The sequence below is a fragment of the Verrucosispora sioxanthis genome (assembly GCF_010560025.1).
In the GTDB taxonomy this organism is placed as follows: Bacteria; Actinomycetota; Actinomycetes; order Mycobacteriales; family Micromonosporaceae; genus Micromonospora; species Micromonospora palythoicola.
In genome coordinates, this window is the sequence record NZ_SAIY01000008.1 from 1 (window position 1) to 13144 (window position 13144).

Genomic DNA, 13144 nt, shown 5'->3' on the forward strand with positions numbered 1-13144 from the left:
ACCGGATCAGCCTGCTCGAGTCGTACGCCGAGCAGGCCTACCTGGCCGGGATGGCGTCCGAGGGCCTGGAGCCGATCACCGCCGCTATCGCCGAGCGCGAGCGGCTCGGGGACCCGTTCGCGCTCGGCGAAGCCCTGCGCCGGCTGTCCCGGCTGGCGTGGTGGAGCGCGCAGGCGGAGCAGGCGCGTGACGCCGCCGATCGAGCCGTACGGGTGCTCGCACCGCTCGGCCCGAGCCAGGCGCTCGGGATGGCATACAGCAATCTGGCGCAACTACACATGCTGTCGCACCGGATCCCGGAGGCGGTCGAGTGGGGGGAGCGGGCACGGCGGCTCGCCGACCAGCTCGACGACCCGGCGACGTCGGTGCACGCCTCGATCAACATCGGCACGGCGCGGATGTTCGCCGACCACAATGCGGGCCGGGCCACTCTGCGGGCAGCGCACACCGCCGCGGCGCGCGCCGGACGCGTCGATGACGCCGCACGCGCACTGGTGAACCTGGCCACCTGCCATGAGCAGGTCGGCGACTACGCGACCGCCCATGCGGCGGCGGAGGAGGCGCTGCGGTACGCGGACACGCACGAGCTGGGTGGCTACGTGCAGTACCTGCTCGGTGTCCGGGCGGTGCTGCGGGTCGGGCGGGGCGACTGGGACGGCGCGCTGTCCGACGCGGCCGAGTCGCTGGACCGGGCGAGCGTGGCCAGCGTGGCGACCGTTCCCGCACTGGTCGCGAAGGGACGGGTCGACGCGGCGCGGGGCGGGGACGCGGCTGCGACCCTGACCCGGGCCGTTGCTGCCGCGTCAGCCACCGGTGAACTTCAGCGGATGGCGCCGGTCTACGCCGCGTGGGCCGAGTTTCACCTGCTCAATGGCGGGGCCGAAGCGGCTGCTCGGCAGTTACGTCCGGCGCTTCGGCTCGCGGTCGACCGGGGACACCCCTGGTTCGTCGACGAGCTCGCGTTCTGGCGGTGGCGGGCCACCAACGAACCGGCCTAAACCGTCGTCGCGTCCACGCCCGCCGTGCGGCCGTACCGGCTGTTGATGAGCGGCGACTGGGGAGGAGCGGCCGCCGTGTGGCGGGCGCGCGGCGACGCGTACCGCGCGGTCCAGGCGCTCACGTTCGGGGACCGCGCGGCGGCCGTGGCAGCGCTGCGCGAGTTGGACCGCCTGAACGCCGTACGACCGGCCCAGAGTCTGCGGCCGCGCTGCGCAGGCGCGGAGTGCCGGGGTGCCGCGCGGTCCACGGCCGGCGAGCGCCGCCAACGCCGCAGGGCTGACGCCACGTCAGGCCGAGGTGCTTGGACTGCTCGCGGAGGGCCTCACCAATGCCGAGATCGCCAGCCGGCTGACCCTGGCACCGAAGACCATCGAGCACCATGTGGCAGCCGTGCTCGACAAACTCGGCGCGACCACGCGCGGCCAGGCGGTCGCCGCAGCACGGCGACGCGGCCTCGTCGGCTGAGCACACGATCCGGTGGGCCGCCCGACGGCTGCCCCCGGCGTAACGCCAAGTTAGGGGTAATCCCCCAGGACGCGCCGACCGAAGGACCCTAGCGTCCGTCACATGACGCACCTGCGAACACCCGCCGAGTCGGCACTCTACGCGGCGGAGGCCGACCGGCACGGCTACGTCCCGGCGTACGCGCGGGTCTTCGCGCTGGCGCCGCAGGCCTACCGGGCGTGGATCGGGCTCGGCGCGGCGGTGCGCGGCGGGATGGACGAGCGCCGCTACGAGTTGGTCACCGTGGCCGCGGCCAGCGCAATGGGGGCCCGCTACTGCGTGCTCGCACACGCGGCGGTGCTGCGTGACCGGCACCTCGGCGACACTCAGCTGCGCGCCGTGCTCACCGACCACCACGCTGCCGGGCTGGACGAAACCGAGGTGGCCGTCATGGACTTCGCGGCCCGGATCGCCACGGACCCGTCGTCGGCATCGGCCGAGGAGATCGAGTCGCTGCGCGGGCATGGGCTGTCCGAGACGGACATCTTCCAGGTCATCCTGGTTGTCTGCGTGCGCCGCTTCTTCGCCGGAGCCCTGGCTGCGGCCGGCACCGTGCCCGATCCCGAGCTGGCACCCATCGCCGCCGTCGTAGCGGCCCGACCGTGAGTCCTGAACGACAGGATCCGAACGACAGACGGAAGGATGTCATGGCGAACAAGGCAGTAGTCAGTCTCACCACCGGCCTGGAGGATCCCGAGCGGGTGACCGTCGCCTTCCTCGTGGCCGTCGGCGCGGCGGAGTCCGGTCGACCCACCCTCATGTTCCTGACCAAGGAGGCCGCTCGCCTCGCGCTCGACGGTGTCGCCACCGCCGTCGCCTGCGCCGGCTGTCCACCCCTGGACAGCCTCGTCGCGCGATACGTCGCGGCGTCGGGCACGTTCCTGGTCTGCCCCATCTGCTTCGATGCGCGGGGCCTCGACAAGGGGCAGCTGATAGCCAACGCCGAGTTGGGCGGCACCGTACCCATGTGGCAGTGGATCGGCGACGACCCTGTCGCGACATTCAGCTACTGACCGGTCCAAAGTCGGGTGCGAGCGGGCCCGCACGAACGGTAGGTTCCCGACCCATGACCTCGGACGCTTTCGTACCAGCCGGCTTCGCTGCACCGACGTCGCTGGTCACCGACCGGTTCCGCCTCGAACCGCTGGGCCCGCAGCACAACGTGGCGGATCACGCCGCGTGGATGTCGAGCATCGAGCACATCCGTGCCACGCCTGGTTACCCGGACGGCAACTGGCCGCCGCCGAGCGGCATGTCGCTGGAGAAGAACCTTGCCGATCTGCGCCGTCATGCCGACGACTTCGTCAACGGCACCGGGTTCACCTTCACCGTCCTCGACCCGGGCAACGGCGACGTCATCGGTTGCGTCTACCTCTACCCGTCAGCCTCGGCGGAGTACGACGTGACCGTCCAGTCCTGGGTGCGGGCCGACCGCGCAGAGCTGGACGTACCGCTCGCCACCGCCGTCGCGGACTGGATCGCCACCGACTGGCCCTGGGAGCGCCCGGACCGGTGCGGCCGTTGACGGCCATTCAGGTGGTCGGGCGAGGCGTTCCAGCTGTCCACCTACCAGATGCCTGTCGAACATCGGGGCCGGGAGGAAGTCCAGGCGGCAGCGCGTGAGGAGGAGGCGATGCTGCCGGGGCTCCGAACGCTAGGACGGCTCCCAGTCACGGCTGCGGCCGGTGAGACCGAGAACCTGATCGAGCAGCGGAGCGTCGTCGGGCTGGGCGATCGACGGGCCGAACAGGCCGGGCGTGCCGTCGCTGCTGGCCTGCTGGGAGACGAGGCGGTGGACCGTCTCCAGGGTCCGGTCGTCGACGTCGTACGGCTGCCCGGTCGCGCGGGCGAGATCCCAACCGTGCACGACCAGTTCGTCAAGCGCGACGACGCCCATGATCTCGGCCGGCAGCCGCACCCCGGCAACGGCGGTCTCGCCCGTCCAGGCGGCCGGCTCGCGCCAGGCGGCAACCAACTCGTCGAGTTGCCCCGGCAGTAGCTTGCGCCACTGCGGGTCGAGCTGGTCAGCCGAGGGCTCACCCGGACCGTCCGGTGCGGGATCCGGTCCCTTCTCGGCAGCCGTCCGGAACGCGAGTGTCAGCCCCATGAGATGGTCGAGCAGATCACCGACCGTCCAGCCGGCACACGGAGTGGGATCGGGAAGCTGGTCGTCGGTGACCCCGGGCAGCAGCGCCTGCAACGCGCGGGCTGCGGGCGCGAGATCCGGGCTGCCGGCACTGTCGATCATCTCTCCTCCTTCGTCGCGAACTCTGCCGCACGCTACGCGGCGGGACCGACAGAACTGTCCGACGGCCGGTCAGGAGGTGCCGGGGGTGGCGTGGCGCCACTGGGACGGGGTGACCCCGTGTTCGACTCGGAAGCGTTTGATGAAGTAGCTGACGTCGGGGTACCCGCTGCGGCGGCTGATCGTCGCCACGGTCAGGTCGGTGTCGCTGAGCAGCAGGCGGGCCTGCTGCATGCGACGCTGCGCGAGCCACTGCTGAACGGTCCGGCCGGTCCTGCGGCGTACCACGGTGGTGAGATGCCCGGCCGTGAGTGCCAGTTCGGCGGCGACGTCCGCGAGTGAGATGGGCTCGTGGTAACGCCGCTCGATGATGTCGAAGACGGCCGCGAGCAGCGGCTCCTCCGCCGACCGCAGCTGGTCGGCGACCCCGGCCGGCAACCGGGCGGCGGCCACCAGCAACAGGGTCAGGTGGGCGAGGGCGGCCTCCTGGTGACCGTCGCGCCGGGCGCGCAACTCGGTGTCGAGCGAGACGAAGCGCTCGACCCAGCCCGCCCGGTCGGACGGCGGGACGCGCAGCCGCTGGGCCCGGTCGGTGCCGTGGGCGAACGGGAGGAGCAACGGGTGCGACCGCCACGACGCGTAGGCGCCCGACCTTCCGGGCCGCACCACGTCGGTCGGGAACCACACCGCCCATCCGTCGGTGACCGTGGTCTCGATCGGGTCGAGGAAGGAGACGACCTGCCCCGGTGCGATGACGAACAGATCCCCGTCGGTCACCGTCCACCTGCGGCCGTCGATCACCAGCCTGCCGTCGGCGCGGTGCGCGTAGCACAGCACCAGGAAGTCGTGGGTGTGCGCGCCGCCGGCGGCCGGGCCCGTGACCGGCGAGCCCGGTGCGAGGCGGGCCACGGCCACCGGGGCGAGGCCGGCCACCCGGTCGAACCCGATGACCGGCACGCCCTGCCCGGTCACCCCGACGGCGCGCGCCGCCGGAACCGAACTTTGTCGCATCCGGTCCACAGTTACGCCATTGTCCACGGTGTCGCGCTCCATGACGCTGAGAGTACGACCAAACTTCATCTGATATCGGAGCCGCACATGACCGGACAGTCCCATCACACCGACGCGCAGCAGTACCTGCCCGGCATGGGTAAGCACTGGCTGCTTCCGCTCTACGATCCGTTCTCCCGCCTCGCCGGTATCGGGCGCATCCACGGACAGCTGATGGACCGGGCGAACCTCCGGTCCGACCAGCGGATCCTGGAGATCGGCTGCGGTACCGGCAACCTGCTGACCGCGCTCGGGCGTCGCCTGCGGGACATCGACGCGCTGGGCATCGACCCGGACCCCGCCGCGCTGCGCCGGGCCCGCCGCAAGGCCGCCCGGTACGGGCTGCCGATCCGGTACGAGCAGGCGTTCGCCGGCGCGTTGCCGCTACCCGACGACAGCGTCGACCGGGTGCTGTCCGCGTTCATGCTGCACCACCTGGACGACGACGAGCGCGCCCGGGCGCTACGGAGGCCAGGCGGGTGCTGCGCAGCGGCGGTGAGCTGCACGTGCTCGACATCGACGGCACCCCCTCCGGGCGGGGCGGCGCGGCGGCGCACCGCAACGCCCGGGTGGCCGCCAGCCTTCCCGAGCGGGTGCTGGCCGCGCTCGCCGACACCGGCCTGACCGGCGTGGCGAGGAACGGCGGAGGTAAGGCGTGGTTCGGCCGCTTCGCCTGCTACCGCGCCGAGGCACCCTGAGCCGGACGACACCGGCCGGCACCGCAGGCCGGCTCAGTGCAGGGGCCGGCCGTGCGCGTCGGGTACCCCGGACTTGCGGTGGAAGTACGCGTTGATCTGGTCGCGCCACTCCCGCGCACAGCGCAGCTGCTCGTCGAGCCGCTCGGTCACCCGGGCGTGCACCGCCGCGTCCACCAGGCCGACCAGCGACGTCCACCGCAGGCGGGCCGCCTCCACCTCCGCCACCCCGTCGAAATGGGTGTCGTAGATGTGCTGGATGACGGTGCGACCGCTGTGCAGCACGTGCTCGTACGGCACGTGGTGGAAGAAGAGCAGCACCTCGTCGGGGCAGGTCTCCGGGGATTCGTACACCCGGGACCACGGCCGCGGGTACTGGCCGGTGAACCCGGTGCCGCTGGCCCGGCTACGGTCCACGCCCACACCGTCGCGATCGGCGAAATGGTACGTGCCCCACCGGCTGTACTCGTATCCGTCGACGTCGGGGCCGTAGTGCAGGCCCGGTCGCACCATGAATCCCACGCCCAGCGGAGCGGTGTAGCGCTCGTAGGTGCGCCACGAGTCGTCCATGATCTCGTGCAGGGTGCGGCGGAGCAGGTCCGGGTCGGCGGTGGTGTCCGGATGGAACGTCAGCTCGATCCACTCGTCGAGCAGCTCCGCCGGTCGCATTCGCGGATCCCAGGCCAGCCGGCCGAAGGCGTACAGGTTGGCCTGGGCCAGCGGATGTCCGGTCCAGAACGGGTCGTCGCCCACGTTGGAGACGGCGACCAGGCCGCCGCCGTCGGCGGCCACACCGGCGACGGTGTGTCCGTCGTCGCCCCAGCCGAACCGCAGCACCTCGCTCCACCAGGGGGCCAGGTAGCACACGTGCCGCTGCTGGCCGGTGTACTCCTGCGTCACCTGGAACTCCACCGCCATCCGGGTGCCGGGCATCGCGGTGATCACCGGGGAGACGGGCTCCCGGGTCTGGAAGTCCATCGGGCCGTGTTTGACCTGCACGATGACGTTGTCCCGGAAGCGGCCGTCGAGCGGGGCGAAGTGGTCGAACGCGGCCCGGGCCCGGTCGGTGGAGCGGTCCCGCCAGTCCTGCCGGTGGTTGTAGACGAAGGCCCGCCAGTGCACCACACCGCCGTGCGGAGCCAACGCCTCGGCGAGCAGGTTCGCCCCGTCGGCGTGGTCGCGACCGTAGCTGAACGGGCCCGGTTGTCCCTCCGAGTCGGCCTTGACCACGTAGCCGCCGAAGTCGGGGATGCGGGCGTACACCGCTGCCGTGGTCCCGGCCCACCAGGCCCGCACCGCGTCGTCGAGGGGGTCGGCGGTGGGCAGGCCGGCGAGGACGACGGGCGCCGCGAAGGTGACCGACAGGTGCACCCGGATGCCGTACGGGCGGAACTCGTCGGCGATCTCGGCGACGTCGTCGAGCCGCTCGGTGAGCAGCCGCGCCTCGGTGGCGTGGACGTTGACGTTGTTCACCGCCACCGCGTTGATCCCACACGCGGCCAGCAGTCGCGCGTACGCGCGCACCCGGGCCCGGTCGCGGCGGGGGTGGCCGGCCTGCCAGAAGATCGACCCACCGGCGTAGCCGCGTTCGACCTGCCCCATCACCGGGTGCACGTCGACGTTGTCCCAGTGGTCGAGCATGCGACGGCGCATCGCGGGACGGTGCGACCGTGCCGCCTGCGGCGCGCCGAACGCCGACTCGCCGAGGCGGGTCAGGTGGAACAGCCCGTAGAGCAGCCCGGCCGGTTGGTCGGCGAGCAGCACCGTGACCTCGCCGTGGCGGGCCAGGGCGTAGCCTTCCGGGCCGAGCGGCCCCGCACCGGCCGCGTCGACCTCGGCAAGGGCGGCGACCAGTTCGGCCGGGACGCCGTCGCCGACGGCCGGGACCAGGGCGAGCACCAGGCTCGGCGGTGGCCCCTCCGCCTCTCGCCGGACGCTGCCGCCGTGTTCGGCGCAGGCCCGCTCGACCTCGGTGACGACCGTGTCGACGAGCCCTCCGTCACCGAGTACGAGGCAGTGCCGGGAGCCGATCGCGCGAAACGCCTCGGGCGGCAACCAGGCGGGGTGGACGTCGGTCGGGGCGGGGGCGGTCATCGCGCAGATCGTAACGTTCCCACCAAACACGTCAAGATACTTCCGGAAGTTCCGGCAGCCGGTGGGCACCACCGCGCGGGGTGCCCACCGGCTCTTCGATCAGCCCCGTCAGGCCGGCTCGACGGGCAGCCACAGCTCGCAGGTGGCGGTGCTGAAGTCGGCCGCGCGGTCGAGGATCGCGACGATCGACGGGCCCGGCCGCAGCCGCCACGGGTTCGACGGGAACCATTCGGCCGCGGTCGCGGCCCAGGTCTGCTGCAGGGTCTGCGGGTACGCTCCGGCGGTCCGGAAGACCGCCCACGTGCCGGCCGGCGCCGCGATGCTGTCCAGGTCCTCGGGCACCGTGGTGTCGCCGGTGACGGCGACCCCGTGCAGGTAGGTCAGCTCGGTGCCCTCGACGGCGTCGGGAGCGACGTCGTCGGTGACCTGGAGCAGACCGGCCGGCTCGGTGTCACCGAGTTCCTTGAGCCGCTGGTGCTCCTCGGCCGGCAGGCCGGTGACGTGCCGCTGGACGTGCGGGTTGACGCCGTGGTGGATGAGCGGAACCCGGGCGGCGTGTCCGATGAGCCGGAACGCGGGGCGCTCGACGATGCGGGTGTCCATGGGGACGCTCCCTTCGACGGTCAGGCGGAACCTGAGCTGTGGCTGGGTACGAAGGGGGCCTCCGTCACGGCGTACCTCACCGGGGCCGACACCGTGGACGGCCCGGAACGCGCGTCCGAACGCCTCCGTGGAGCCGTACCCGTACCGCACCGCGATGCCGAGCAGGTCGTCCTCGCCGCGGACGACGTCGGCTGCGGCGACGGTCATCCGCCGCCGGCGCACGTACTCCGACAGCGGCATGCCGGCCAGTGAGGAGAACATCCGACGCAGGTGGTACTCGGTCGTGCCGAGTGCCCGAGCCGCCCCGGTGACGTCGAGTTCCTCGGTGAGGTGCTCCTCGACGAGATCGACGAGCCGGTTGAGTGCCGAGATCATGGGACCCCCCCTTCGAGATCCAGCCTGGCCCGTCCGCCCAGCCAGTGCCCGATCGTTCTGGCCCGATCCGATCACGCGGGGAGCGGGTGGCGAGGCTCGACGCACCGGCACCCGAGGCGACCCACGTCGCAGTCAGTGCAGCGCGACGCGCTGCGCCACCGGTTCCAGGTACACCGGGAGGTGGTCACCGGCCTGCGCGACGAACATGGCCACCTCGTACGCCATGTCGCCGACCTCCGCGTCGCCGTCGATGCCGACGGCCAGGACGGCCCCGTTGCCGGTGGTGGCATGGAACAGGAACGCCCGCGACATCTGCACCACGACCTGGTGCAGCTCGCCGTCACCACAGACCCGTGCGGCGGCCAGGCCCAGCGCCTGAAGCCCGCAGACCATGCTGGACAGTTGGCCGGCGAGTTCGTCGTCGATGCCCCGGGAGGCGCCCAGCAGGAGCCCGTCCGGGGAGAGCACCACCGCGAACTGGGCACCCGGCACGCGGTCGACGATGTTGTCGAGCGCGCGGCCGAGGTTGTCGGCGGTGGCCACCGCAGAAGTCATGGCAGGTCCTCTCGTTTACGGAACCGGTGATCCGGACCGGTCCCCGTGGCTCAGTTCACGGCCCGTCGGGGCCACGGCTGTCCGTTCGTGGTGTACGACGGTTCGGCCAGGATGGTTCGAAGCAGGGCCAACAGGTCGGTGCGGTTGGCGCAGTCGAGCCGCGAACGCATCCGGGCCACGTGGTGCTCCACAGTCTTGGCCGAGATGAACAACCGGTCCCCGATCTCCCGGTAGGTGAGACCGGCGACCACCAGCTCGGCCACCTCCCGCTCCCGGTCGCTGAGCCGGTGCGAGACGGTACCGGCTGCCGGTTTGCGGTCCTCGGCGGCGGACCGACCCTGCAGCGCCCGGGCGCAGTCCAGCAACGTCGTCATCGCCCGCCGATCCGCGGTGCGGATGGCGGCCTGGCCAGCCAGCCGGGCACCGTCCCAGCACAGGCCGGTGTCGTGCAGGCCCCGGGCGGCCGCCTCGACCCGGACCGGGTCGACGGTGCCGCGCAGCACCTCCAGCCAGCACTCGGCCGCGGCAGCCACCACGGCGGCGTACCGGCTGTGGCCGGCGGCGGCCACCAGGGCGGTCACGTGCCCGTCGGCTGCGGCCGGATCGTCGGTGAGGATCGCCGCGTGCAGTCCGCTCCAGTGCAGCGGGGTACGCCACAGGGGCGGGTCGGCCAGCCGGCCGAGCAGCTCGTGGGCGTCGCGCAGGTAGGGCTGCAGGCGGCCCAGGTCACCGAGCCGGGCACCGGCGATGGCCAGCTCGCCCAACGGCAGCAGGGTGAACAGGTCCACCGGGTGGCGGACCACCGCCTCCAACGCGGGCACCCATTCGCGCTGCAACGCGCCGAGGTCGCTGACGCGCCGGGCGATACCCATGGTCAGCCCGGCGGCGAAGAGCAGGTCGCGGGGTCCGAGCGCGACGCCGGCGCTCGCCTCGGCGAGCTGCTCGCTCGCCGCGGCGATCCGCCCCCGCGTCATCAGGATCCAGGCACGCAGCAGCCGGTGCCGGCCGGTCAGCAGCGGCCCACCGATACCGCTGGTCAGGGCCCGGTCCAGGACCCGTTCGGCGATGTCCAGTTCGCCGCAGTGCACGGCCGTCAGCGCCGCCAGCGCGGCGGGGCTGTCCGGCAGCAGCACCGCCCGCCCGTCCGGTTCCAGCAGGGCCGCCGCCTGCACCAGAGTGGACAGGGCCGCCGACGGGGTGCCGTGCACGCTCGCGTACCCCCGTCGGCCATCAGCCGGGCGGCACCGGCCGGCAACGTCGGCGGACCGTCCGCGACGGGTTCGGGGTGCCGGCCGGTCGGCCGGTGGCGAGGGCGCCGACGGTCGCGAAGGCGTGGGCGCTGCCCCGCCGGACCAGCGGTACAACTCCACGCTGCGGTCGGTCTGTCCACGGTGGGCGAGGGCGGTGGCGGCGACCAGCGCGGCCTCCGCCCGGCCGTCCGGCGCCCCGTGGTGAGCAGCCGGTCGGCCAACCGCAACGCCAGGTCGAGGTCACCGGCCAGAGCGGCGGCGACCGCCTGCCGGACGGCGGTGGGTCGACCGGCGGCACCGGCCGCGGCGAACAGGCGCGCAGCCAGCGCCGGCTCGCCGCCGAGGGCCTCCTCCGCCGCCGCCTCCAGGGTGCCGGCCGGGCAGTCACCGGCGACACCGGCTGCCAGCAGCGAACGCACCAGCGGCAACACCGGTGCGCCCCCGGTTGAACGCGAGTTCGCTGAGCAGGTGCCAGACGGCGGTACGGTCGGCGGCCGGGCTCAGCACGGTCACCGCCCGGCGCACCAGCGGAGTGGGTCGGCCGTCGGCGCCGACCAGGCCCGCAGCCCGGGCCTCGGCGACGAGGTCGTCGATCTCCGCCGGTTCGCGGTTCAGCAGCGGGCGCAGTGCCTCCGCGGGCAGCGGAACGCCGGCGGCCAGCGCGATCAGCAGCCGCCGCGCGTCGGCGGGCAGCTGTTCCAGGTCGGGACCGAGATGCAGCACCACCTGGCGGGGCAGGTCGCTCGGTACACCGACCGTCTCCTGCTCGCGCAGCCCGTCGGTCAGCCATGCCACGTGCCGGGGCACCCCGCCGGTCTGGCTGTGCACGTAGTCGACCAGGTCGGCGCGGCGGCCGAGGCGGGGCACGGCGGCGAGGTACGCGGCAGTGCGAGCCCGGGTGAACGGGGTGAGCAGGAGCTGGCGTCCCTCGCGGTGCAGCGTGTCGGTCAGCTCGGTCAGGGCCGCCGGTCGCGGCCAGGGGCGGTAGCTGATCGCTATGCGGTGTCGACGGTCGGCCACCAGTCGCCGCAGCGTGCGCAGTCGGGCCTCGTCGAGCAGGTGCGCGTCGTCGATCAGCAGCACCGTGTCGGGGGCGTACGCGTCGTCGGTGGCCGGCACCTCGGTGTGCACGGCGACACCGGCCCGGGCGTACCGGGTGGCCACCTCCTGAAGGTAGGTGGTGCGGCCGTGGCCGCCCGGTCCGGTCACCCCGAGGGCGAGCGGTGCCGCCGGCTCCGCGGTGATCGCGTCGAGCAGGTCGGTCGCGTCGGCGGCGAGGACCAGCGGGCTGTCCGCCACGGCGCTCGGCATCATTGCGGTCATCCTTCGTGCCCCGGGCTGCGTACCAGCTTCCGGCGGGATCGCTTCGGCAGGTCCAGGGGCGGGTAGCGGATCGGCGGGCGGGGCGGCGGCTCGTCGGACGGAGTCAGGTCGTCGGCCGGGAGCAGGCCGGCGGTGCGCGCCGTCGAACCGACGGAGGCGGCTGCGACGGTGGCGGGGTGCCGACGGTCGCGGGTGGACCGGCCGGTGGCGGCGGGCCGGCCGGCAGCGGGCGTGGGGACAGGATCCGGGTGCCGGCGGCGGCCGCGCCGGCCGCGGCGGTGTGCTGTGGGTCGGGCGCGGTCTCCACCGGAAAGCCGGCGGTGGCGAGCAGTTCGGCGACCAGCGGCACGCGGCTGGCACCGCCGGCCAGCAGCACGCCGTCGAGTTGCGCGGGTGTCAGGTCGGCGGCGCGGACGGCCTGCGCCAGCAGTTCCACTGTGGCCCGAACGGCCGGCCGGATCAGTTCCTCGAACTCCAGTCTGGTCACCGGCGCGCGGACGGTCCCGGCCGGCAGTGCCAACGCCACGTCGGTCTGCGACCCGACGGTCAGCTCCCGTTTGGCACGTTCGCACTCGACGGGCAGCTGCCGCAGGGCGGCACGGGCACCGGGTCCGGCGGCGGCCAGGTCCCGGGCGAGCACGGACCGTACGTGCGCGGCCAGCGCCTCGTCGAAGTCGGTGCCGCCGAGCCGGGAAAGCGTCGCGGGGACGCCGACGGTCTCGTACCGGTCCCGGTCGTTGCGTCGGACCAGCGCGGTCTCGAAGGTGCCGCCGCCGAGCGCGTACACGGCGGCGACTGCACCGGCGAAGCCCCGGACGGCGTGACCCTCCGCCACGGTGACCGTGCGGGGCAGCAGCGTCACCGCACCCAGACCGTAGTCCCACAAGGCGTGGTGCAGCAGATCGCGACGGTACCGACCCCAGGACGCGGGGTGGCTCAGCACGATCATCTCGGCCGGCGCGCCCCGGGCACCGTGCACCTGGTCGACCACGTGCGCGGCGAGCAGCGCGACGAGCGTCTCCGGCCGGTACCGCTCGCCGGCGAGCAGCAGCGGCACATCGTCGCCGACCCGGCTCAGCACTCCCCGGGCGGTACGCTCCGGCTCGTCGCCTTCACCGAGGGTGAAGGTCCCGTCGGTGGACAGCAGCAGCGTCGACGGCAGTGGGCCCGGCCCGGGGTGCAGGGCGACCGGCTCCGGGTGACCCCAGTGCCCGTCACGGTGGCGGGCGACCGCGGCGACGGTGCTGGTGTTGCCGATGTCGATCCCGAGCACGTAGGCCATCTGCTTTCTTCCTTGACCGCGTCGGCCGTGGGGGCGGGCCGGACAGGCCCGCCGATGCGGGCCGCCCCGGGGGAACCCCGTGGGCTCCTACGTTCGTACCAGAGATCACTCCGGCATCAGGAGCCCCAACTTCGGCGGGCGCCGGTCCCCCACTCCCCCTAACGTACGA

The 13144-nt window shown here is 73.3% G+C and carries 13 protein-coding genes and 1 pseudogene; 6 read left to right on the plus strand and 8 right to left on the minus strand.

Annotated elements, in window-relative coordinates; translation table 11 throughout:
- From ENC19_RS21525 to ENC19_RS21545, 5 genes and pseudogenes are all read left to right on the plus strand, one after another.
- A pseudogene (locus tag ENC19_RS21525) lies at positions 1-998 on the plus strand (hypothetical protein); the annotation flags it as partial.
- A gap of 232 nt (positions 999-1230) precedes the next feature.
- Complete coding sequence (locus ENC19_RS21530; protein ID WP_164448920.1) at positions 1231-1464, plus strand: response regulator transcription factor; 234 nt, start codon at positions 1231-1233, stop codon at positions 1462-1464.
- Between the two features lie 102 nt (positions 1465-1566).
- Positions 1567-2109 carry a carboxymuconolactone decarboxylase family protein gene (locus ENC19_RS21535; protein ID WP_164448921.1) on the plus strand — a complete coding sequence of 181 codons (543 nt, stop codon included), beginning with the start codon at positions 1567-1569 and terminating at the stop codon, positions 2107-2109.
- A gap of 41 nt (positions 2110-2150) precedes the next feature.
- A complete protein-coding gene (locus tag ENC19_RS21540; protein WP_164448922.1) occupies positions 2151-2516 on the plus strand; it encodes a DsrE family protein in 366 nt (121 codons plus the stop codon).
- 53 nt (positions 2517-2569) lie between these two features.
- Positions 2570-3028 carry a GNAT family N-acetyltransferase gene (locus ENC19_RS21545; protein WP_164448923.1) on the plus strand — a complete coding sequence of 153 codons (459 nt, stop codon included), beginning with the start codon at positions 2570-2572 and terminating at the stop codon, positions 3026-3028.
- A gap of 129 nt (positions 3029-3157) precedes the next feature.
- Here the strand turns inward: ENC19_RS21545 and ENC19_RS21550 are convergent, their stop codons facing one another.
- Together ENC19_RS21550 and ENC19_RS21555 are read right to left on the minus strand one after the other, a co-directional pair.
- Entirely contained in the window at positions 3158-3751 is a 594-nt protein-coding gene (locus tag ENC19_RS21550) for a TIGR03086 family metal-binding protein (RefSeq protein ID WP_164448924.1), read from the minus strand.
- Positions 3752-3820: 69 nt separating this feature from the next.
- Complete coding sequence (locus ENC19_RS21555; protein WP_164449114.1) at positions 3821-4705, minus strand: AraC family transcriptional regulator; 885 nt, start codon at positions 4703-4705, stop codon at positions 3821-3823.
- A 141-nt stretch (positions 4706-4846) separates the two neighbouring features.
- Between ENC19_RS21555 and ENC19_RS21560 the strand changes: the two genes are divergently transcribed.
- Positions 4847-5422, plus strand: a complete 576-nt coding sequence (locus tag ENC19_RS21560) for a class I SAM-dependent methyltransferase (protein WP_328824318.1) — start codon at positions 4847-4849, stop codon at positions 5420-5422.
- Between the two features lie 107 nt (positions 5423-5529).
- Here ENC19_RS21560 and ENC19_RS21565 read toward each other — a convergent pair whose 3' ends face one another.
- The 6 genes from ENC19_RS21565 to ENC19_RS21585 all read right to left on the minus strand — a co-directional run bounded on the left by ENC19_RS21565 (position 5530) and on the right by ENC19_RS21585 (position 12975).
- Complete coding sequence (locus ENC19_RS21565; RefSeq protein WP_164448925.1) at positions 5530-7587, minus strand: alpha-glucuronidase; 2058 nt, start codon at positions 7585-7587, stop codon at positions 5530-5532.
- 108 nt (positions 7588-7695) lie between these two features.
- The gene (locus tag ENC19_RS21570) at positions 7696-8565 is read right to left on the minus strand and encodes an AraC family transcriptional regulator (RefSeq protein WP_164448926.1); all 870 of its coding nucleotides are present in this window, start codon (positions 8563-8565) and stop codon (positions 7696-7698) included.
- Positions 8566-8697: 132 nt separating this feature from the next.
- Entirely contained in the window at positions 8698-9120 is a 423-nt protein-coding gene (locus tag ENC19_RS21575; protein WP_164448927.1) for a roadblock/LC7 domain-containing protein, read from the minus strand.
- Between the two features lie 50 nt (positions 9121-9170).
- Entirely contained in the window at positions 9171-10328 is a 1158-nt protein-coding gene (locus ENC19_RS31520; RefSeq protein WP_208020974.1) for a helix-turn-helix transcriptional regulator, read from the minus strand.
- Between the two features lie 426 nt (positions 10329-10754).
- A complete protein-coding gene (locus ENC19_RS29600) occupies positions 10755-11684 on the minus strand; it encodes an ATP-binding protein (RefSeq protein WP_208020975.1) in 930 nt (309 codons plus the stop codon).
- Between the two features lie 112 nt (positions 11685-11796).
- Positions 11797-12975 (minus strand): Hsp70 family protein, encoded by a 1179-nt coding sequence (locus tag ENC19_RS21585; RefSeq protein ID WP_208020976.1) that lies wholly within the window; start codon positions 12973-12975, stop codon positions 11797-11799.
- Positions 12976-13144: the final 169 nt, after the last annotated feature.

What these genes read in the sequence shown, in the direction of transcription:
- ENC19_RS21535 (WP_164448921.1), top strand. Translation starts at nt 1,567, where the DNA reads ATGACGCACCTGCGAACACCCGCCGAGTCGGCACTCTACGCGGCGGAG.
- ENC19_RS29600 (WP_208020975.1), bottom strand. Translation starts at nt 11,684, where the DNA reads ATGATGCCGAGCGCCGTGGCGGACAGCCCGCTGGTCCTCGCCGCCGAC.
- ENC19_RS21570 (WP_164448926.1), bottom strand. Translation starts at nt 8,565, where the DNA reads ATGATCTCGGCACTCAACCGGCTCGTCGATCTCGTCGAGGAGCACCTC.
- ENC19_RS21565 (WP_164448925.1), bottom strand. Translation starts at nt 7,587, where the DNA reads ATGACCGCCCCCGCCCCGACCGACGTCCACCCCGCCTGGTTGCCGCCC.
- ENC19_RS21545 (WP_164448923.1), top strand. Translation starts at nt 2,570, where the DNA reads ATGACCTCGGACGCTTTCGTACCAGCCGGCTTCGCTGCACCGACGTCG.
- ENC19_RS21575 (WP_164448927.1), bottom strand. Translation starts at nt 9,120, where the DNA reads ATGACTTCTGCGGTGGCCACCGCCGACAACCTCGGCCGCGCGCTCGAC.
- ENC19_RS21550 (WP_164448924.1), bottom strand. Translation starts at nt 3,751, where the DNA reads ATGATCGACAGTGCCGGCAGCCCGGATCTCGCGCCCGCAGCCCGCGCG.
- ENC19_RS21540 (WP_164448922.1), top strand. Translation starts at nt 2,151, where the DNA reads ATGGCGAACAAGGCAGTAGTCAGTCTCACCACCGGCCTGGAGGATCCC.
- ENC19_RS21585 (WP_208020976.1), bottom strand. Translation starts at nt 12,975, where the DNA reads ATGGCCTACGTGCTCGGGATCGACATCGGCAACACCAGCACCGTCGCC.
- ENC19_RS21560 (WP_328824318.1), top strand. Translation starts at nt 4,847, where the DNA reads ATGACCGGACAGTCCCATCACACCGACGCGCAGCAGTACCTGCCCGGC.